Genomic DNA, 20061 nt, shown 5'->3' with positions numbered 1-20061 from the left:
TCTCTTCCGATGCCAGCTTGATCAGGAATCGTCTCGGATGGTCGAGTCATGACCGATTTTGCGACTTTTCGGTACAAATATTTCCCAACGCCATCAAGATACGGCGAGCGCATCCGTTACCCATGAAGACAGCGCGCTCGACGCGCACCGAACACTCTACGGACCTGACATGAAATTCGTCGTTGCTCTCGCCCTCGCCGCTTCCACGCTGCTGACCGCATGCGGCACGGTGCGCATGCCCACCCGGGCGCCACAGCCGGCAGCCCACGCCGCGCCCGCCATCGTCACCCTGACCGCCACCGGCTACGGTGCGGTCAACACCACCCTTTGCCAGGGCGAATGCGACCGCATCTCGCCGGCCCAGCGCAAACTGCTGGCCATGCGCGCCGCGCGTCTGGACGCCTACCGCGCCATGGCCGAGCAGGTGTATGGCGTGCGCGTCGAAGGCGGCAGCACGGTTGGCTCGCTGGCCCTGAAGGACGACAGTTTCAAGGTGTATATTGACGCTTTCATCCGTGGCGCGCGCGTGACCAATGTCGCCCAGCGCGAGGACGGCAGCTACGAGACCACCGTGGAGATGGATTTCGACACCAATGCACCGCAGATGCAGGCCCCAGCCCAGGAACACGCTTCCGCCCAGCCCGCCGTGGCCAGGAACGCCCGCAGCCTGGTGGGCAACGCCGGTCCCGGCGCTGCTTACGGCGCGTCGTTCTACCATGCCCAGCAATAAGGCATCCCGCCTGCTCGGCAGCGCTGCGTTGGCGCTGCTACTGGCGCTGCTGTTTGCATTCCATGCTCCTGCCCAGGCCGCCCCGGCCGAAGCCGAAGGCGTCGCCCTGATCGACGAAGGCGGCACGGCGCGTGCGCGCCAGTTGGCGATCCGCGACGCCCTCGAACAGTTGGGCCTGCGCAGCGCGGCCCGCGTCGACGTCGCCAGCGCCGGCGGCACCAAACCAGCGGGCAAGACCCTGGACAGCAGCCGCGTCCAGCCGGGCGCCGAATTCGACAACTACAAGATCGTGCGCGAATGGCAGACCGGCCAGCTGCTGCACGTGCGCGTGGCCGTCAAGGAAGAAGAAGCGCGCCCGCGCGGCAACGTCAATCTCGCCTACCGCAAGAAGATCGTCGTCACGCCTTTCCACGTGCGCCGCTCGCCCCAGCTCGACGACATCGACAACATCGCCACCCGCCTGCCCCAGGAACTACTGCGCCGCATGAGCGAGACCGGCAAGTTCCTCGGCAAGGACAGCCCGTACGTGATTTCGCCGGGCACGGTCGGGCCGGCATCCGACACCGCCGCGGTGCGCCGCCTTGCCGCCCTCTACGAGAGCCAGTTCGTGATCTCGGGCGAGATCGTCGATGCCGGCAATTTCGGCAAGCCGGCCTATTACGGCCTGCTCAAGAAGGATGCGCGCCGCATCGAGATCGCCTTCTACGTGCACGACGGTTTGAGCGGGGCGCTGGTGGCGCGCCGTACCGTGGTGGCCGAGGGCGTGGGCGAACGCCGCATCGGCCGCGACAAGCCTTTCGGCAGCGCCAGCTTCGCGGCCACGCCTTTTGGCGGCGCCATCCTGCGTGCGCTCGACGAGGGGATCGCCCAGATCGCCCAGGACATCGCGCCGCTGCCCTTCATGGCCAAGGTGGTGCAGGTGCAGGGCGAGCGGATCTTCATCGATGCCGGCAGCACCTCGTCGGTGACGCCGGGCGACCAGCTGGTGCTGTACCGCTCGGACGCGCGCCAGCAGGTGTATGGCAACGATCCGCTGGTGCCGCTGGGGACGGTGGAAGCGCCGCTCGGCACCGTGTCGATCGTGCAGGTGCAGCCGGGGTTTGCGATCGGGAAGATCGAGCCGGCATCGGCGGCGAAGCAGGTCAGTGCCGGGGACCTCGTGCGCTTCGACGTGGCGGTGGGGCCGTAGGGTGGGTACTCGTACCCACCGATGCTGCGCCGGATAATCATGCGGTGGGTTCGAGAACCCACCCTACGAGCTGACGATTTCTTCACACGCTCTACGCCGGCGGTTCTTCCGGCGGGCGCTCCAGCAGTTCCTGCGCCAGCTTCAGGCCATCGACCATCACCTTGAACGCCTGCTGCTTCGCATTCTCGTCGGGCACGCGCAGGATGTACGAGGGGTGGTAGACCGTCACCACCCACCTGCCGTCGTGCCGGATCGGCTTGCCCAGCGTGTCCTTCAGCGTCACGTTCCCCGTGCCCAGCACCGACTTCAGCGCCGTGCTGCCGAGCGCCACGATCACCTTCGGCTTCACCGCCGCCAGCTCCTTCTCCAGCCAGTAGTGGCAAGCCTCGACTTCGCGCTGGGCCGGGGTCTTGTGCAGGCGGCGCTTGCCGCGCGGTTCCCATTTGAAGTGCTTCACGGCGTTGGTCAGGTACAGCTCCCGGCGCGCGACGCCGGCGGCATCGAACACTTTATCGAGCAGCTTGCCGGCCGGCCCGACAAAGGCGTGGCCGGCCAGGTCTTCCTGGTCGCCCGGCTGCTCGCCGACCAGCATGATCTGCGAACGCTTCGGCCCCTCGCCGGGCACGGCCTGGGTGGCGTACTGCCACAGCTCGCAGCGCCGGCATTCGTCCAGCTTGGACGGTTGCTGGCGCTCGGGCTGGGCGTCGGCCGGGGCGATGGGGATGGTGGCGCCGCCCTTGCGGCCCACCGCCTGGGCCTGGCCGGTGCGGCGTTCGCCCAGCGCCGCATTCGTCACCATCTGCGGCACGATCGCGCCTTCCGGCAGGTTCTTCCAGAAGCGCGAGGGGATGTGGCTTTGCATGACCTGGGTGTTCAGGCGCGCCGGGTTGAAGATGCTGCGGTAATAGGTGAGCCAGAGCGCTTCGCCGGCGTCGTCGAGATCGGCCGCGCTGCTCATCAGCGGCCCCGTGTTGTGCAGGGTGGCGCCGTCCCACAGCACGCTGGCGTCGGGCGTGGCGATCATCCAGCTGACCTTGCCCATGCGGCTGACGAAGTGTTCGGCCACCTGGGGCAGCACGTCGTGGCGCGGCTCGAACCAGGCGACGAAACGCGGCGGCCCGGCGGCTTCGGGACGTTCGCGGAAACGGATGTAGGCATGCATGTCGTGCTCCTCGCGGTGCACCGCTTTCACCATCGCGTGCAGGCGCGCGCCGTCGGCGTCGGCGGCGGACTGCACGTCGTGCTCGCCCTGGGTCCAGCGCCAGATCACGCGGTACAGGAAAGCCCAGCGGTCCGGCATGCGGCAGCAGGCCGCGGTCTGCAGCATGTCCATCAGCGAGCGCGGCACATGCGGCGCGGGTCGGGCCTGATCCAGACGGATGGAAGCATTATGCGCAGGCTCGGCCGGCGCCGGCGCACCCGAGAACAGGTCGACGGCGCCGGGCTGGCTCCAGGTGACGAGTTCGGGCGGAACGGCATGGACCAGCAAATCGCGCGCCGCTTCGCGCCACTCGGCGAAGTGCGATACCAGCAGCGGCTGGCCGGCGGCGAGCGCTGCGGCCGCGCTCATGCCGCCTGCAGTTCCGGCCACAAATTCATCTGCTGCGAGGCGTCGGCCAGGTGGCGCCTCAGCAGGTGGGAACTGGACTGTCCTTGGGCCGGCTTGTAGTCGGCCGTGATGACGAAGGGCGCCACCTTTTTCATGCTGCAGCGCAGGCGCGACAGGTCTTCCCAGCGCACCCGGCGCAGGCGGCGCAGCTCGACGATGCGCTTGGCGTTGCGCAGGCCGATGCCGGGAATGCGCGCGATCATCTCGGCGTCGGCCCGGTTCAGGTCCATCGGGAAGTGTTCGCGGTTGGCCAGCGCCCAGGCCAGCTTCGGGTCGACGTCGAGCGCCAGGTTGCCCGACTGCGGGATGATTTCGCCGGCCGTGAAACCGTAGCCGCGCAGCAGGAAATCGGCCTGGTACAGGCGGTGCTCGCGCATCAGCGGCGGCGGCGCCAGCGGCACGCTCTTCGGACTCTGCGGAATCGGGCTGAAGGCCGAGTAATACACGCGCTTGAGTTTATAGCTGCCGTACAGGGTTTCGGCCGTGTTCAGGATGGTGTGGTCGTCGCTGGCGTCGGCGCCGACGATCATCTGCGTGCTCTGGCCGGCCGGCGCGAAGGCGGGCGCCTTCGGTTCCTCGGCCTTTTCGTCGAGCTTGCGACGGATTGAGCCCATCGCCAGCTTGATGGTGTGGACGTTCTTTTCCGGCGCCAGGCGCGTGACGCTGTCGTGCGTGGGCAGCTCGATGTTCACCGACAGGCGGTCGGCATAGCGGCCGGCCTTGGCGATCAAAGCCGGGTCGGCGTCGGGAATGGTTTTCAGGTGGATATAGCCGCGGAACTTGTGCACTTCGCGCAGCTGGCGCGCCACCTCGACCAGCTGCTCCATCGTGTAGTCGCTGGACTGGATGATGCCCGAGCTGAGGAACAGCCCGTCGATGTAGTTGCGCAGGTAAAAGTCGTGGGTGAGCTTGACTACTTCCTCGACCGAGAAACGGGCGCGCGGCACGTTCGAGCTGCGCCGGTTGACGCAGTACTGGCAGTCGTAAACGCAGAAGTTGGTGAGCAGGATCTTCAGCAGCGAGACGCAGCGGCCGTCGGGCGTGTAGCTGTGGCAGATGCCCATGCCGGTGGTGGCGCCGATGCCGTCGCCGTTGCTGTCGGATGCGCGCTTGGGGGCGCCGCTGCTGGCGCAGGAGGCGTCGTACTTGGCGGCATCCGCCAGGATTTCGAGCTTGTCGGTAAGTTCCATCGCGAAAGGTGGAGCTGTATGGATGTACAGTATATACCAGTCGCGTTGCGCGTGGCGCGCGCATGAGGTTGGGGCACAACAGGTCGGGAAGTCTACGGCCCTTCGGTGTACACCTGCGCCTGCGCCAGCTGCACCGGCGCCATGCGCGCCGCGATGCGTTTCAGATAAGGCGCCGCCGCCGGAATCCCGCCCGCCGCCGCGCGGTGCAGCCAGCCGTAGGCCTGGACCGGGTCGCGCTCGGTGCCCTGCCCGGCGGCCGCCATCACGCCGAGGTTGAACTGGGCGCGCGCATGGCCCTGGCGCGCGGCGCACAGGTACCAGAAGTGGGCGGCCTCGTAGTCGCGCTCGACGCCATGGGCGCTGTCGTAGCGCAGCGCCAGCGCGAACTGGGCCAGCGCGTGGCCCTGCTCGGCGGCCTTGCGGTACCACTCGGCCGCCTCGCGCGGGTCGCCCCGTTCCTCGCGGTCGAGCAGGGTGCCGACCATGTGCTGGGCCGGCGCATAACCCTGCGCGGCGGCGCGCCGGTACCAGTCGAGGGCGCGCGCCGCATCCTGGGGCACGCCGTTGCCGGCCTCGAAGCGCAGGCCGAGGTCGAACTGGGCGCGCAGGTGGCCCTGCTCGGCGGCCTTCAGGAACCAGCTTGCCGCCGCTTCCGGATCGCGCTCCACGCCCTGCCCCGCATCGAACAGCTGGCCGAGGTGGTATTGCGCCGCCGGCAAGCCCTGCTCGCCCGCCTTGCGGTACCAGTGCGCGGCCAGGCCGGCGTCGCGCGCCAGGCCCTGGCCGTGTTCGTAGCGCAGGCCGAGGTTGTCCTGGGCGCCGGCGTGGCCGCCTTCGGCCGCCAGCCGGTACCACTTCAGCGCCGCCTCTTCGTCGCGCGCCACGCCATGGCCGCTGTCGTAGACCAGCGCCAGGTTGAACTGCGAGCTCAGGTGGCCCTGCTCGGCGGCGCGGGTGTACCAATGCACCGCCTGGGCGCTGTCCTGCTGCACGTCCTGGCCCTTGTCGTAGCGCAGGCCGAGGTTGAACTGGGCCGGCGCATGGCCCTGGCTGGCGGCGCGGCGCATCCAGTCCAGCGCCTGGGCCGGATCGCGTTCCGTTCCCAAACCCGCCTGGCCGCTGTCGTAGCGCAGGGCAAGCGCGAACTGGGCGCGCGCATAGCCGTTTTCTGCCGCGCGCCGGTACCACATCCATGCCGCATCCTGGTCCGGGGCGATGCCCTTGCCGCCTTCGTACATCAGGCCCAGGTTGTGCTGGGCGCCGGCGTCGCCCTGTTCGGCCGCCTGGCGGAACCAGTGCAGGGCCTTGTGCACGTCGGCCGGAGCGCCCTGCCCCTTGGCATACAGCCAGCCCAGGTTGTACTGGGCCGGCGCGTAGCCCTGTTCGGCCGCGCAGCCGTACCAGTACAGGGCCTGCCCGTGGTCCTGGGCCACGCCCTGGCCCTTCTGGTACATCACGCCGAGGTTGTACTGGGCCTGTTCCAGGCCGGCGGCGGCGGCCAGGCGGTACCAGCCCACGGCCAGCTCGTAGTCCTGCGGCACGCCCTGGCCGTTCACGTACATGAAGCCCAGGCTATGCTGGGCGCTGGCGACGCCGCGCTCGGCCAACCCCTTCACGCGCAGGAATTCGGCCGTGTGGCGTTCCTGGGCAGGGGCGGTGGCGGGGTTCATGGGTGGAGGCAGTCCGGCGTCAGGCGCGGCCGACGCGCACCGCCGGACCCGGGATTACCGGTGCGCTTGGTGCCTGCGCGCGCAGCACGCCGATGAAGTTCGACAGCGAGATCGGGCGGTAGAACAAATAGCCCTGCATGGTCTCGCAGCCGTTCGCCTTCAGGTAGTTGGCCTGCACCTCGGTCTCGACGCCTTCGGCGATCAGGTGCAGGCCGAGGCCGCGCGCGATCGAGATGATCGCCAGGATCACCGGGTAGTGTCCGTTCTCGTCGTGGATCTCTTTCACGAACGACTGGTCGATCTTCATCGTGTGGATCGGGAAGCGGTGCAGGTAGGACAGCGACGAGTAGCCGGTGCCGAAGTCGTCGATCGCCACCGATACGCCCAGCTGGCACAGCTTGTTCAGCTGCTCGATCGCGTATTGCGGGTTGCGGATGCAGATGTTCTCGGTGATCTCGACCTCGATCTGGCTCGGCGAAATCCCGTAGCGCACCAGGGCGCCGCGCATCTTTTCGAAGAAATCGCCGCGGTCCAGGTATTGCGGCGACAGGTTCAGGGAGAGGCGCACCGCCTGGCCGCTGGCCAGGTTCCACTGCAGCATGTCGCGGCACAGGGCGCCGATCATCCAGTCCGAGATGGGCAGCATCAGGCCGTTCTCTTCGGCGAACGGCAGGAATTCGCCGGCCGACAGCAGGCCGCGGGTCGGGTGGTTCCAGCGCATCAGCGCTTCGGCGCCGACGATGCGGCCCGTCGCCGCGTCGAGCTGCGGCTGGTAGTACATCTCGAGCTCGTTGTGCTCGAGCGCGCGGCGCAGCGCCTGTTCCAGCGCGATCTTCTGGTGCGACACGTCGAGCATCGAGTCGTGGTAGAAGCTGTGGCCGTTCTTGCCCAGGGCCTTGACCTGGTACATCGCGATGTCGGCGTGGCGCAGCAGCTCGTCGATCGATTCGCCGTCGCCCGGGTAGATGGCGATGCCGATCGAGGCCGAGATGTGAACTTCGTGGCCATCCAGGTCGAAGGGGCGGTGCAGGCTTTCCAGGAATTTATCCGCCACCATGCGCGCGTCGTCGCGGTCGCGCAGTTCCGGCAGCACGATGGTGAATTCGTCGCCGCCCTGGCGCGCCAGGGTGTCGCCCTTGCGCAGGCATTCCTTCAGGCGCACCGCGGCCTGCTGCAGCAGTTCGTCGCCCTTCACGTGGCCGAGGGTGTCGTTCACCAGCTTGAAGCGGTCCAGGTCGATGAACATCACCGCCAATTCCGTCTGCTTGCGCTTGGCCTGGATCACGGCCAGGCCCAGGCGGTCCTTGAACAGGATGCGGTTCGGCAGGTCGGTCAGGATGTCGTGGTAGGCCTGGTAGGAAATCACCTCTTCCGCGCGCTTGCGGTCGGTGATGTCGCGCGCCACGCCATAGGTGCCGAAGAACTCGAGTTTCTTGACGTCCTGGTCGGGCACGTGCATGCCGATCGAGTTCAGCGAGATCGTCATCAGGGTGTTGTTGAAGGTGCGGTCGCCGGCGTTACTCAGTTTACCCGTGGCGCCGCGGCACTTCAAACGCAGCTCGACGTTGCGCGAGGCGCGTTCGTCGACGCGGCGCTCGTTGAACACGTAGCGCGCGCGTTCCAGGTCTTCGTCGTGCACCAGGATCGAATAGTGCTTGCCGATCAGTTCATCGCGCGAGAATCCCAACAGCTGGTACGCGCGGTCGTTGACGAAGGTGAAGCGCCCTTCGTGGTTCAGCGTATAGATGATGTCCGGCGAGCTGTCGACCAGGTAGCGGTACATCTTCTCCGAGTTTTCCAGCTGGTTGGCGATGTGCGCGTTCGCATTCGCCAGGCGGCGCTGCTCCAGCGCGTTACCGACCGTCTTCAGCAGCTCCTCCCGGGCGTAGGGCTTGCGCAGATAGTCGTAGGCGCCGCGCTTGAGGGCGCCGATGGCGGCGTCGATGCCCACTTCCCCGCTCATCACGATCACGTCGGCATCGATGCCGCGCGCGTTGATGAAGTCCATGATCTCGTGGCCGCCGATGTCGGGCAGGCGCAGGTCCAGCAGCACCAGGTCGAAGCGCTGCGACGACAGGTGGGCGATCGCTTCGCTGCCCGAGCTGGCGGTGGTGAGATGGTAGCCGCGGCCGCGCAGCAGCTCGTAGAGCGAGGCGAGCAGGCGCGGCTCGTCGTCCACCAGCAGCAGGCGCGGCTCGAGCTGGATCTCGCCTCCGGCATCGAAGCTGGCAACCGAGCCGGCCTGGCCCTCTGCATCTCCGAACATGGCTGAACTTGCGCTGGCTGAGTACACGTTGGTCTTACCTTATACAGAACCCAGGGCGCGCGCAGGCAGGGCCGGCGCGGCGCTGGCGCCGGACCACGCCGGCAGCAGGATTTCGAATGCGGTGCCGGTCCTGCCGCTGCGGCAGGCGATATGGCCGTTCAGTTTTTTCACCAGGCCGTGCACGATCGACAGGCCGATGCCGCGGTGGGCGCCGTCCTTGGTGCTCTTCACGGCGGCGAACAAATTCGCCATCACCTCGGGCGCCAGGCCCGGACCGGTGTCGGACACGCTCAGCTCCAGGTAGAGGCGGCGCTCGCGGTGCACGTGGCCGCGGTTGGCGATTTCGATGCGCCCGCCGCCGCTTTCCGCCAGGGCCTCGACCGCGTTCTTCACCAGGTTCACCAGGATCTGCTTGAGCGTGTCGGCGTCGCCCTCGACCAGGCGCGCGTCGTCGTGCAGCGCGGTGCTGATCTGCACGTTGGCGGGCACGAACTGGCCGGCGCGGAACAGGCGCACCACATCCTCGGCCACTTTCACGGCGTCGGTCGGGCGCGGGCCGGCCTCGAGCGGCTTGATGTCGGCGAGCGACCCGATCAGCTGGCCGACGCGGTCGATCTCTTCGTTCAGCACCGACATCTCGCTGGCCACCGGTTCCTGGCGTTCCAGCTTGCTGTCGAGGACACTCAGGTAGTTCTTGATGATCGAGAGCGGGTTGTTCACTTCGTGCAGCACGCGGCGCGAGGCTTCGCGGTATTCGTCGGCCACGCTGGCCACCTGGCGGCGCGCGTTCAGGCGTTCCTGCAAGGCGCTTTCCAGCGCGGTGGCGGCTTGCGTGCCGAACGATTGCAGGAAGCGCTCGCGCTTCTGGCAGGCCGCCAGCTGCCACGACGCCACGCCGCCCACCAGCACGCCCAGGCAGCGCGCGCCGGACACCAGCGGCAGGCAGACCAGGCCCTCGGTGCCGAGCATGCGCAGCAGCTGTTCCTCGGGCAGGCCGAGGGTATCGCCGCCGCGCTGCAGGTAGGCCGGACGGCGCGCCAGCGCGGCCGCGGCGATCGGGCCGCCCTTGGCCAGCGGGATCGCGAATTCGGCGATGCGCGCGGTGGCGATGCCCGGCGCCCCCACCAGCAGCTGGCCGGTCGGGTTTTCGAGCAGGATCACGGTGTTGTCGAAGTCGAACAGGATGCGCGCGCTGCGCGTCATCGATTCGAGCAGCGCGCTCTCGCCTTCCTGGCGCGCGAAGGTCTGGCCGACCTCGGACACCAGCACCAGGTTGCGCACTTCTTCCGACAGGCGCTGCTGGACCGGGTCGACCACCGGCGCGGCATACGCCGGTGGCGCCGGGATATCGTCGGCGCCGGCGAGGTCGATGCCGAGGTGGACGGCGGCCTTGTCGACCTGGCGCGCGGCGGCGGCGAGCATCTCGCCGACCTCGCCCGGCTCCAGGCCGCACAGCAGCGCGCCTTCGTCCAGCGCCGCCGTGTCGCCGGGATGCGCGGACATCAGGTGCGCCAGGCGCACGATGCGGATCAGCGGATGGGCCGACTCCAGGCGCTCGCTCGACTCGTGGTGGTACAGCACGGCGTCGGCCAGGAAGGAGTCGAGCTGCCAGCGCTCGATCAGCCAGGCGCCCGCTTCGGTATGGGTGATCTGCAGGGTGCGCTGCTCGACCGCGCACAGGTCTTCGTCGTCGAGCGCGGTGAAGTTGAAGGCGTATTCCTTCGGCGCGGTGGCGAGCAGGGCCAGGCGCCCGACGTTGTGCAGCAGGCCGGCCAGGTAGGCCTCTTCCAGGTGCGGATAATCCATGCGGCGGGCGACGTCGCGCGCGATGACGGCGGCGGCCAGCGAATGCTTCCAGAAGGCGCGCAGGTCGGTGCTGCCGGAATGCGGGAAGTTGTTGAAGGTCTGGAAGACGGAGTCGCTGATGACCAGGGTCTTGATCATGTCGGTGCCGAGCGAAGCCAGCGACTGCTCCAGGTTGGCGGCGCGGCTGCCGCGGTGGTAGGCCGAGCTGTTGGCGACGGCCAGCAGCTTGCCGGTCATGCCGGCGTCCTTGGCGATCAGGGCCGCGAGTTCCTGCATGCCCAGGTCGTCGGCCTGCAGGTGCCCGAGCAGCTTGACGAGAATCTGCGGCATCGCCGGCAGCCTGGCAACGAGCAGGCGATTGCGAATATCCTGGTCTGGTTGGTGCATGGTCTCGCTCGAGGACGCCACGAAGGTTTTAGGGTGGCGCTCCATCCCTGAGCTACCACGACATGACATTTATGTATCGTTAGAACTGGATGTTCTTTTTATGCTATTTCGCAGAAAAATAAGGGTCTTAGCATATATACATTTCTGATCGGGAACAATACTTTCTGTTAAAAGTGTGATCTTTTTCACGAACATTCGTGTACACACAGACAATTTTATTGCCTAAATGTAAATATGTTGCAAAAGACCCTTAGCGGGCGATACCACCGTTGCGCGCCTTGATGCGCCGGTACTGGCGCGAGACCACCCAGCACGCCAGCGCCGCCAGGGCAAATCCGGCCTGCCCCAGCGCCAGCGCCAGCACCGAATGCGATAGCGCCGGTGCGATCAGGCCGGCCACGATCGCGCCCAGCAAGGTGGAGACGAAGGACTGGCAGGAGGCGACCGTGCCGCGGATATGCGGGAACAGGTCCAGCGCCAGCAGGGTGGCGCCAGGCGCGATGATCGAGCTACCGAAAGTAAAGAAAAACATCGGCAGCACGGTCCAGGGCAGCGCCGGCGGCAGGAACAGGTGGTAGCCGACGTTGAACGCCACCGCGCCCAGCATGAAGGCGAAGCCGGTCCAGATCTGGTAAGAGAAACTCTTCTTGCCGGCCATGCGGTTGGCCGCCATCGAACCGAGGAAGATGCCGCTCACGGTCGGCACGAATAGCCAGGCGAAGCCCGACGGCCCCAGGTGCAGCTGCTGCGGCAGCATCACCGGCGAGGCCGTGATGTAGAGGAACAGGCCGGCGAAGTTCAGCGCCGTGATCCCGGCCTTCATGTGGAACAGGAAGGAGCCGAAGATGGCGCTGTAGCTGCCCGCCAGGAAGCGCGGGTTGAAGGGCTGGCGCTTGTCCTTCGGCACGGTTTCCGGCAGGTGCTGCCAGCACATCCAGCCGAGGATGACCGTGAACACGCACAGCGCCAGGAAGATGCTGCGCCAGCCGAGCAGGATCACGATCCAGCCGCCCAGCACCGGCGCGATGGCCGGCGCGATCGAGAAGATCATCGTCACCATCGACAGCAGGCGCGCCGCCGCCGTGTCGGAATACAGGTCGCGGATGATGGCGCGCCCCACCACCACGCCGGCCCCGGCAGACACCCCCTGCATGATGCGGAACACCCACAGGTAGTGCACCGAGGACGCCGCCGCGCAGCCGAAGGTACCGATCGCGAACACCACCAGCGCCACCAGGATCACGTTGCGGCGCCCGAAGGCATCCGACAGCGCGCCATGCCAGAGCACCATGCCGGCAAAGGCCAGCATGTAGGCGGTCAGGGTCTGCTGCACCTCGATCGAGGAGGCGTGCAGGGTGGCCTGGATCTGCGGGAAGGCAGGCAGGTAGGCGTCGATCGAGAACGGCCCCAGCATCGACAGCCCGGCCAGCAGGGTGGCCAGGCCGCCGGCCGACAGCATGGTGATCTTGTGCGGGGTCGGCAATGGGACCGGGATGACCGGGTCCTTGGGCAGTTCGTCGGGCTCTGTGGGTGGCAGCATGGCGTGGCTTCGTGCTTCTTAGTTTGCTTGCGGGTCCTGCTTCGGTTTCGCTTCCTCGCGGCGGTTGTAACCCGCCACCATGTCGAAGCGGAACAGGCGGCATTCGAGGGCGCCGTTGAAGAACGGGGTCTTGCGCGCTTCCTTCAGGCGCAGCAGCTTGGGCAGCGACAGGTCGGCCGTGAACAGGTACACGGTCCAGCCGGCGAAGCGCTGCTTCAGCGTCGTGCCCAGGGCCGAATAGAAGGAGACCGCCATCTCGTCCTGCGGCACGGTCGAGTCGCCGCGCACGCCGATGCGCTCGCCGTACGGCGGGTTGGTCAGCAGGATGCCGGGGCCTTCCACGGGCGGCGACACGTGCTGGGCCTCGATCTGCTTGAGCGGCACGTCGAACAGGACGCCGGCGATCTTCAGGTTATGGCGGGTCATGGCGACCATGTCGCCCGAGATGTCGGAGCCGAAGATGGTCGGTTCGCTCGGCAGCGGGTTGGCCTTGATCGCGGCCTTCATCTCTTGCCAGGCGTCGCGGTCGAAGTCGGCGAATTTTTCAAAGGCGAAGCGGCGGCGCGCGCCCGGTGGAATGCCCTGCACCATCTGCGCGGCTTCGACCAGGATGGTGCCCGAGCCGCACATCGGATCGAACAGCGGCGTGCCCGGCTTCCAGCCCGAGACGCGCAGCATGCCGGCGGCCAGGTTCTCGCGCAGCGGCGCGTCGCCCGTCTCTTCGCGCCAGCCGCGCTTGAACAGCGCTTCGCCCGAAGTGTCGAGGTAGATGATGAAGTTGCGTGCGTCCAGGAAGCCGACGATGCGCATGTCGGGCTCGCGCGTGTCCACCGACGGGCGTTTGTTGAACTGGTCGCGGAAGCGGTCGCAGATCGCGTCCTTGATCTTCAGGGTCGTGAATTCCAGGCTTTTCAAAGGCGATTTCACGGCGGTGACGTCGACGCGGATCGTGTGGTGGACGCCGAACCAGTCTTCCCAGGGCTGCTCGAGCACCAGGTCGTAGATGTCGTTTTCGTTGTTGTAGCTGCGCTGGCCCATGCGCATCAAGACCCGCGAGGCGATGCGCGAGTGCAGGTTGACGCGGTAGGCGTCGACCAGGGTGCCCGAGCAGTGCACGCCGCCGGGGACCTGGTTGTGGACTTTCAGCGTGGTGCTGTGTTGTTGCGCGATTTCGGCGAGTTCTTCGGCCAGTGCGGCTTCCATGCCGCGCGGGCATGGGCAAAAGTATGAGGTCATGGGGGTACCCTTTGTCCGTTGGTGTTGAAAAAATAATGTGGCTGGAAGCGCCGGTCGCTTGCAGCCACGATGGTGTATCAGATAATTGTTATGTCAGTGGTCGTTCCGACGGTAGCGTGGTGGGTTCCAGAACCCACCCTGCGTAGGGTGGGTACTTGTACCCACCATTGCACAGCCAGCACAGCCGCGAACGCCCATCAACGCGCGAACGCGCTGCGCGGATGACCGCGCGATCAAAAAATTCAGAACGGCTTCACGACCACCAGGATCACGATCAGCAGCAGCAGGATCACCGGCACTTCGTTGAACCAGCGGAACCAGGTATGGCTGCGCTTGTTCACGCCGGCCTCGAACTTTTTCAGGATCGAACCGCATGCATGATGGTAGCCGATCGTCAGGATCACCAGCGCCAGTTTCGCGTGCAGCCAGCCGCCCTTGATGCCGAAGCCCAGCCATAGCCACAGGCCCAGCAGCAGCGCCGGCACGGCCAGCATGGTGGTGAAGCGGTACAGGCGGCGCGCCATCAGCAGCAAGCGCGCGGTGGCGACGTTGTTGTTTTCCTGGGCCAGGTTCACGAAGATGCGCGGCAGGTAGAACAGGCCGGCGAACCAGGAGGCGATGAAGACGATGTGGAAGGCTTTGATCCAGAGGTAGAGCATGCGGGTCCTTTAAATGGTCAATCGTTCAGCTGCGTACTTCGCCGTGGCCGAACACGACGTATTTCAGCGAGGTCAGGCCCTCCAGCCCGACCGGGCCGCGCGCATGCAGCTTGTCGTTCGAGATGCCGATCTCGGCGCCCAGGCCATACTCGAAGCCGTCGGCAAAGCGGGTCGAGGCGTTCACCATGACCGAAGCCGAGTCCACTTCGCGCAGGAAGCGCAGTGCGGCGCTGTAGTCCTCGGTGACGATGGCCTCGGTGTGCTTCGACGAATAGCGGTCGATGTGGTCCATGGCTTCCTCGATGCCGGCCACGACCTTCACGGCCAGGATCGGCGCCAGGTATTCGGTACTCCAGTCTTCTTCAAGCGCTTCGGCCAGGTGCGGATAGCCGGCCAGGAGCGCGCGCGCTTCCTCGTCGGCGCGCAGCTCGACTTCCCTCGTCTTGTACAGTTCGGCCAGTTGCGGCAGCACCGCCGGGGCGATCGCACGCGCCACCAGCAGGGTTTCCATCGTGTTGCAGGTGCCGTAGCGGTGGCATTTGGCGTTGAAGGCGATCGGCAATGCCTTGGCGATGTCGGCCTTGTCGTCGATGTAGACGTGGCAGATGCCGTCCAGATGCTTGATCATCGGGACCGTCGCTTCCTCGATCAGACGCGCGATCAGGCCCTTGCCGCCGCGCGGGACGATCACGTCCACATACTGCGGCATGGTGATGAGCATGCCGACGGCGGCGCGGTCGACGGTGTCGACCACCTGCACGGCGTCCAGCGGCAGGCCGGCTTTCGCGAGGCCTTCGGTCACCAGCTTCGCCAGCGCGCGGTTGCAGTGGATGGCCTCCGAGCCGCCGCGCAGGATCGCCGCGTTGCCGCTCTTGATGCACAGGCCGGCGGCGTCCACCGTCACGTTCGGGCGCGCTTCGTAGATGATGCCGATCACGCCCAGCGGCACGCGCATCTGGCCGACCTGGATGCCGCTCGGACGCGATTTCATGTTCGAGATCTCGCCGATCGGGTCCGGCAGCGCGGCGATCTGGCGCAGGCCGTCGACCATGGTGGCGATCGCCGCCGGGGACAGGGCCAGGCGGTCGAGCAGTGCGGGGGCCAGGCCGTTGGCGCGGGCGGCGTCGAGATCCTGTTGGTTAGCGGCGCACAGCGCCGGCGCTTCGCGCTCGATGGCCTCGGCGATCAGGAGCAGCGCGCGGTTGCGCGTCGCCCCATCGGCGCGCGCCATCGCCCGCGACGCGGCCCGGGCGTTACGGCCCAGCGTGTGCATGTAGTCGGTGATGTCCATCGTTTGGTTCCAGTTGCGTTGTGGTTGTGCGGCGTTTGGGAACGATTCGGGATGAAAAGGTGCGTTGAACGGAGCCGGAATGCGCACGTGATGTGAACGCGTGGACGGCGAAGCCGTCCACCCTACGAACGTCTCCCGTACGGTGGGCACTCCGTGCCCACGCGGATCATGCAAACCAATTGCAGCGCACCCGCAGGTCCAGCGGCTCCAGGAAACCGCGAACGGCCAACGAATGCTCTACCGCGCTACCTTCAACGCCAACTGCAGCATCGCATCCCACGCATCGCCCGCGAACGCCCTGGCGCGCAATCCCTTGACCATCTTGTCCACCTGCGCCGCATCCTGCAGCGCCGCTTCCAGCGTCGGCAGCGACACGCGCCGCAAGGCCGGCTCCATCATCCGCTCGCGCGGCCCCCAGATCCGGTACTCCTTCAAGAGCGCCCCGAGCGGCCGCCCCTGCGCCATCCCGGACTTCAATTTTAGCAGCGTGCGGATTTCCTCGGACACCGCCCACAAGACCAGCGGCAGCGCCTCGCCCTCCCCCTTCAGCCCGTCGAGCATGCGCGCCAGCCGCGCCGCGTCACCGCTCAACATGGCCTCCGACAGCTTGAACACGTCGTAGCGCGCCACGTTCAGCACGGCGTCGTGCACCTGCTCGAACGTCAGCTTGCCCGGTTCGTGCAGCAGCCCCAGCTTCTGGATTTCCTGGTGCGCCGCCAGCAAATTGCCCTCCACGCGGTCCGCGATGAAGTCCAGGCTCTGGCGGTCCGCGCTCTGCCCTTGGGCACTCAGGCGCATGCCGATCCAGCCCGGCAGCTGCGCCCGTTCCACGTTCGGAATCTCGATGTACACCGCGGCCTGCTGCAGCGTTGTCACCCACGCCGCCTTGGCCGTCTGCCAGTCCAGCTTGGGCAGCGTGATCAGGGTCAGGTTGTCGGGACTCAGGTCCTTGGCATAAGCCTGCAGGGCTGCGCTGCCGTCCTTGCCCGGTTTGCCGCCGGGGATGCGCAGTTCGATCAGCTTCTTGTCGCCGAACAGCGACAAGGCCTGGTTCGCCGCCAGTAGTTCGCCCCACTTGAAGGTGCGCTCCACCGTCAGCACGTCGCGCTCGGTATGGCCGGCCGCGCGGGCGGCGCGGCGGATCTTGTCGGCGGCCTCCAGCGCGAGCAGGTGCTCGTCGCTGGTGATCACGTACAGCGGCGCCAGGCCTTTCGACAAATGGCCTTCGAGCGCCTCAAGCCGCAGTTGCATCCGGTCCTGCTCCGCTGATCAGGACTTGATCGCCGCCAGGCGGCGAATGATCTGCTGCACCAGGTCGGACTGCATGTCGCGGTAGAGCAGCGCTTCCTCGCCTTCCTTGGCCAGCAAGGCTTCCTCGCTGAAGGTGAGGTTGCGGCGCAGCGTGATCTCGGTCGGGCCCAGGATCAGGTTGCCGGCGGTATCGCGCACCTGGAACACCAGGGTGTAGCTGAGCAGGTACTCGCGCACCCGGCCCAGATTGTTCAGCGACAGGATCGCCTTGTTGCGCGCTTCCGAGACGACCTCGAAGCGCGCCTGCGCACCCTCCGCCTTCGGCACGATCACGACATTGTCGATCGCGCGCAGGTTGCGTTTCAGCTCATTGCCGAGCGGCGAAGCTTCGCCGAAGCCGAGGTGGATGGTCCGGAACGGCATGCTGTACGAGCCGTTCGAGCCACGCAGCTGGAAGCCGCAGGCAGCCAGGCTGGAAACCAGCAGCAGCGCGGCGAACGCGCGCAACAAGGAAGGGAAGGATGCGCGCATGGGTTACACCACGATGTTGACGAGTTTGCCGGGCACGACGATGACCTTCTTCGGCGTGCCTTCCACGAACTTCTGTACCGCTTCCGAGGCCAGCGCCGCCGCCTCGACGGCCGCCTTGTCGGCTTCCTTCGGCACCTTCACCGAGCCGCGCAGCTTGCCGTTCACCTGGATCATCATCTCGATCTCGGCCTGCTCCAGCGCGGCCGGGTCGACCTGCGGCCACTGCACGTCGAGGATGTCGCCGTGCGCTTTCGCGTAGCCGAGTTCCTGCCACAGCGCGTGGGTGATGTGCGGCGCCACCGGGTTCAGGATGCGCAGGAAGATCGACAGGCCTTCGGCGATCACGCCGTCGCCGGCCGGGCCTTCGGCCAGCTTGGCCTGCTCCAGGGTGTTCAGCATCTTCATGCAGGCCGAGACCACGGTGTTGTACTGGATGCGCTTCAGGTCGTAGTCGGCCTGCTGCAGGATCTTGTGCACTTCGCGGCGCAGCGACTTGTGCGCTTCGTCCAGGGTCGCGGCGCCATCGGTGTTGGCCAGCGCGGCGGCGATGCGACCCGACTGCGCATAGGCAAAGGCCCAGACGCGGCGCAGGAAGCGGCTCGCGCCTTCGACGCCGCTGTCCGACCATTCCAGAGTCTGCTCCGGCGGCGAGGCGAACATGGTGAACAGGCGCGCGGTGTCGGCGCCATACTGCTCGATCTGGGCTTGCGGATCGATGCCGTTGTTCTTCGACTTCGACATCTTCTCGGTGCCGCCGATTTCCACTTTTTCGCCGTCGGCCTTCAGCACGGCGCTTTGCGGGCGGCCCTTGTCATCAAAAGTGAGCTCGACGTCGGCCGGGTTGTACCAGGTCTTCTTGCCGGCCGCGTCTTCGCGGTAGTAGGTCTCGTTCAGCACCATGCCTTGCGTGAGCAGGTTCACGAACGGCTCGTCGAACTTCACCAGGCCAAAGTCGCGCATGACTTTCGTCCAGAAGCGCGCGTACAGCAGGTGCATGACGGCGTGCTCGATGCCGCCGATGTACTGGTCCATCGGCATCCAGTAATCGTTGCGCGCGTCGACCATGGCATCGTTCGAGCCCGGCGAGGTATAGCGCATGTAGTACCAGGACGAATCGATGAAGGTGTCCATGGTGTCGGTCTCGCGGCGTGCGGGCTTGCCGCATTTCGGGCAATCGCACTTCAGGAACGCTTCGTCCTTGTTCAGCGGGTTGCCGGTGCCGTCCGGGACCAGGTGTTCGGGCAGCACGACCGGCAAGTCTTTTTCCGGCACCGGCACCACGCCGCACTCGCCGCAGTGAATCATCGGGATCGGCGTGCCCCAGTAGCGCTGGCGCGAGATGCCCCAGTCGCGCAGGCGGAAGGTGACCTTCTTGTCGCCCAGTTCCTGTGCCGCCAGGTCGCCGGCGACCGCGTTCACGGCCGAGGTGTAGTCCAGGCCGTCGTACTTGCCGGAGTTGATGGTGCGGCCGTGCTCCTTGTCGCCGTACCACTCGTGCCAGCCGTCGAGCGAGTATTCCTGGCCTTCGACGGCTACGACCTGCTTGATCGGCAGATCGTATTTCTTGGCGAATTCGAAGTCGCGCTCGTCGTGGCCCGGCACGCCCATCACGGCGCCGTCGCCGTAGGTCATCAGGACGTAATTGCCGATCCAGACCGGCACCTGCTCGCCGGTGACCGGATGGGTGACGAACAGGCCGGTCGGCATGCCCTTCTTCTCCATCGTCGCCATGTCGGCTTCGATGACGGAACCGAGCTTGCACTCGGCGATGAAGGCTTGCAGTTCAGGGTTGTTTTGCGCGGCGTGCTGGGCCAGCGGGTGCTCGGCCGCCACGGCGCAGAAGGTCACGCCCATGATGGTGTCGGCACGGGTGGTGAAGACGTACAGCTTGCCGTCGTTGATCAGCTCACCGGCATCGTCCATGATCACGTGCGGGAAGGCGAAGCGCACGCCGGTGGACTTGCCGATCCAGTTCGACTGCATGATGCGCACGCGCTCCGGCCAGCCCGGCAGCTTGTTGTCCACGAAATCCAGCAGCTCGTCGGCGTAGTCGGTGATGCGCACGTAGTACATCGGGATTTCGCGCTTCTCGATCGTCGCGCCCGAACGCCAGCCCTTGCCGTCGACGACCTGTTCGTTGGCGAGCACGGTCTGGTCGACCGGGTCCCAGTTCACGGTGCCGGTCTTCTGGTAGATGATGCCCTTTTCGAGCATCTTCAGGAACATCCACTGGTTCCACTTGTAGTATTCCGGCTTGCAGGCGGTCATTTCGCGCGACCAGTCGATGGCCAGGCCCATCGATTCCATCTGCCCGCGCATGTGGGCGATGTTCGAATAGGTCCACTCGGCCGGCGGCACGTTGTTGGCCATGGCCGCGTTCTCGGCCGGCATGCCGAAGGCGTCCCAGCCCATCGGCATCAGCACGTTGTAGCCGTTCATCCGCAGGTAGCGGTACATCACGTCGTTGATCGTATAGTTGCGCACATGGCCCATGTGCAGCTTGCCGGATGGGTAAGGCAGCATCGAACAGGCGTAGTACTTGCCTTTCGGGAAACGTGGGTCGTTCTCGACGGCTTTGTAGGCGTCGATCGACTTCCAGTACGCCTGGGCGGCCTGTTCAACTTCGGCTGGACTATATTTATCTTGCATGATGTTCTGCGGAAGAAATTTTGAAAGTGGAAAGCGGCTAACAAAGCCGTTAGGCCA

The 20061-nt window shown here is 66.4% G+C and carries 14 protein-coding genes; 2 read left to right on the top strand and 12 right to left on the bottom strand.

Going from position 1 to position 20061, the window contains the following annotated elements:
- The first annotated feature begins 169 nt into the window (after positions 1–169).
- Both QPK31_RS05285 and QPK31_RS05280 read left to right on the top strand, forming a co-directional pair.
- Positions 170–730, top strand: a complete 561-nt coding sequence (locus tag QPK31_RS05285; RefSeq protein ID WP_290421903.1) for an LPP20 family lipoprotein — start codon at positions 170–172, stop codon at positions 728–730.
- On the top strand, positions 717–1919 hold the full coding sequence (locus QPK31_RS05280; protein ID WP_290421902.1) for a flagella assembly protein FlgT middle domain-containing protein: 1203 nt from the start codon (positions 717–719) through the stop codon (positions 1917–1919). Before QPK31_RS05285 ends, QPK31_RS05280 begins: the two co-directional genes overlap by 14 nt.
- A gap of 91 nt (positions 1920–2010) precedes the next feature.
- Here the strand turns inward: QPK31_RS05280 and QPK31_RS05275 are convergent, their stop codons facing one another.
- From QPK31_RS05275 to leuS, 12 genes are all read right to left on the bottom strand, one after another.
- The gene (locus QPK31_RS05275) at positions 2011–3489 is read right to left on the bottom strand and encodes a UdgX family uracil-DNA binding protein (protein ID WP_290421901.1); all 1479 of its coding nucleotides are present in this window, start codon (positions 3487–3489) and stop codon (positions 2011–2013) included.
- Positions 3486–4718, bottom strand: coding sequence for a putative DNA modification/repair radical SAM protein (locus tag QPK31_RS05270; RefSeq protein WP_290421900.1), 1233 nt, complete (start codon positions 4716–4718; stop codon positions 3486–3488). The genes QPK31_RS05275 and QPK31_RS05270 overlap by 4 nt, the downstream gene beginning before the upstream one ends.
- Positions 4719–4810: 92 nt before the next feature.
- Positions 4811–6388 carry a tetratricopeptide repeat protein gene (locus tag QPK31_RS05265; RefSeq protein WP_290421899.1) on the bottom strand — a complete coding sequence of 526 codons (1578 nt, stop codon included), beginning with the start codon at positions 6386–6388 and terminating at the stop codon, positions 4811–4813.
- A gap of 19 nt (positions 6389–6407) precedes the next feature.
- Entirely contained in the window at positions 6408–8654 is a 2247-nt protein-coding gene (locus QPK31_RS05260; RefSeq protein ID WP_290421898.1) for a bifunctional diguanylate cyclase/phosphodiesterase, read from the bottom strand.
- 39 nt (positions 8655–8693) lie between these two features.
- On the bottom strand, positions 8694–10847 hold the full coding sequence (locus QPK31_RS05255; protein ID WP_290421897.1) for an HDOD domain-containing protein: 2154 nt from the start codon (positions 10845–10847) through the stop codon (positions 8694–8696).
- 250 nt (positions 10848–11097) lie between these two features.
- A complete protein-coding gene (locus tag QPK31_RS05250; RefSeq protein ID WP_290421896.1) occupies positions 11098–12387 on the bottom strand; it encodes a multidrug effflux MFS transporter in 1290 nt (429 codons plus the stop codon).
- 18 nt (positions 12388–12405) lie between these two features.
- Positions 12406–13623, bottom strand: a complete 1218-nt coding sequence (locus QPK31_RS05245; protein ID WP_374045779.1) for a class I SAM-dependent RNA methyltransferase — start codon at positions 13621–13623, stop codon at positions 12406–12408.
- 242 nt (positions 13624–13865) lie between these two features.
- The gene (locus QPK31_RS05240; protein WP_290421894.1) at positions 13866–14282 is read right to left on the bottom strand and encodes a CopD family protein; all 417 of its coding nucleotides are present in this window, start codon (positions 14280–14282) and stop codon (positions 13866–13868) included.
- A 25-nt stretch (positions 14283–14307) separates the two neighbouring features.
- The gene (locus QPK31_RS05235) at positions 14308–15573 is read right to left on the bottom strand and encodes a glutamate-5-semialdehyde dehydrogenase (RefSeq protein WP_290421893.1); all 1266 of its coding nucleotides are present in this window, start codon (positions 15571–15573) and stop codon (positions 14308–14310) included.
- Between the two features lie 237 nt (positions 15574–15810).
- The gene (gene holA, locus QPK31_RS05230; protein ID WP_290421892.1) at positions 15811–16824 is read right to left on the bottom strand and encodes a DNA polymerase III subunit delta; all 1014 of its coding nucleotides are present in this window, start codon (positions 16822–16824) and stop codon (positions 15811–15813) included.
- Between the two features lie 18 nt (positions 16825–16842).
- Positions 16843–17355, bottom strand: a complete 513-nt coding sequence (lptE, locus tag QPK31_RS05225; RefSeq protein ID WP_290421891.1) for an LPS assembly lipoprotein LptE — start codon at positions 17353–17355, stop codon at positions 16843–16845.
- A 3-nt stretch (positions 17356–17358) separates the two neighbouring features.
- Entirely contained in the window at positions 17359–20004 is a 2646-nt protein-coding gene (leuS, locus tag QPK31_RS05220; RefSeq protein WP_290421890.1) for a leucine--tRNA ligase, read from the bottom strand.
- Positions 20005–20061 lie beyond the last annotated feature (57 nt).

This window comes from Massilia sp. YIM B02769 (genome assembly GCF_030411995.1).
Taxonomy (GTDB): domain Bacteria; phylum Pseudomonadota; class Gammaproteobacteria; order Burkholderiales; family Burkholderiaceae_D; genus Telluria.
The sequence above is the reverse complement of the archived record's forward strand: the minus strand, read 5'-3'. Positions and strand labels throughout refer to the sequence as shown.

Excerpts from the sequence above, each read along its gene's own strand:
- QPK31_RS05240 (WP_290421894.1), bottom strand. The coding sequence starts at position 14,282 with ATGCTCTACCTCTGGATCAAAGCCTTCCACATCGTCTTCATCGCCTCC.
- QPK31_RS05285 (WP_290421903.1), top strand. The coding sequence starts at position 170 with ATGAAATTCGTCGTTGCTCTCGCCCTCGCCGCTTCCACGCTGCTGACC.
- QPK31_RS05250 (WP_290421896.1), bottom strand. The coding sequence starts at position 12,387 with ATGCTGCCACCCACAGAGCCCGACGAACTGCCCAAGGACCCGGTCATC.
- QPK31_RS05275 (WP_290421901.1), bottom strand. The coding sequence starts at position 3,489 with ATGAGCGCGGCCGCAGCGCTCGCCGCCGGCCAGCCGCTGCTGGTATCG.
- QPK31_RS05270 (WP_290421900.1), bottom strand. The coding sequence starts at position 4,718 with ATGGAACTTACCGACAAGCTCGAAATCCTGGCGGATGCCGCCAAGTAC.
- QPK31_RS05260 (WP_290421898.1), bottom strand. The coding sequence starts at position 8,654 with ATGTTCGGAGATGCAGAGGGCCAGGCCGGCTCGGTTGCCAGCTTCGAT.
- QPK31_RS05255 (WP_290421897.1), bottom strand. The coding sequence starts at position 10,847 with ATGCACCAACCAGACCAGGATATTCGCAATCGCCTGCTCGTTGCCAGG.
- leuS (WP_290421890.1), bottom strand. The coding sequence starts at position 20,004 with ATGCAAGATAAATATAGTCCAGCCGAAGTTGAACAGGCCGCCCAGGCG.
- holA (WP_290421892.1), bottom strand. The coding sequence starts at position 16,824 with ATGCAACTGCGGCTTGAGGCGCTCGAAGGCCATTTGTCGAAAGGCCTG.
- QPK31_RS05280 (WP_290421902.1), top strand. The coding sequence starts at position 717 with ATGCCCAGCAATAAGGCATCCCGCCTGCTCGGCAGCGCTGCGTTGGCG.
- lptE (WP_290421891.1), bottom strand. The coding sequence starts at position 17,355 with ATGCGCGCATCCTTCCCTTCCTTGTTGCGCGCGTTCGCCGCGCTGCTG.
- QPK31_RS05235 (WP_290421893.1), bottom strand. The coding sequence starts at position 15,573 with ATGGACATCACCGACTACATGCACACGCTGGGCCGTAACGCCCGGGCC.
- QPK31_RS05245 (WP_374045779.1), bottom strand. The coding sequence starts at position 13,623 with ATGACCTCATACTTTTGCCCATGCCCGCGCGGCATGGAAGCCGCACTG.
- QPK31_RS05265 (WP_290421899.1), bottom strand. The coding sequence starts at position 6,388 with ATGAACCCCGCCACCGCCCCTGCCCAGGAACGCCACACGGCCGAATTC.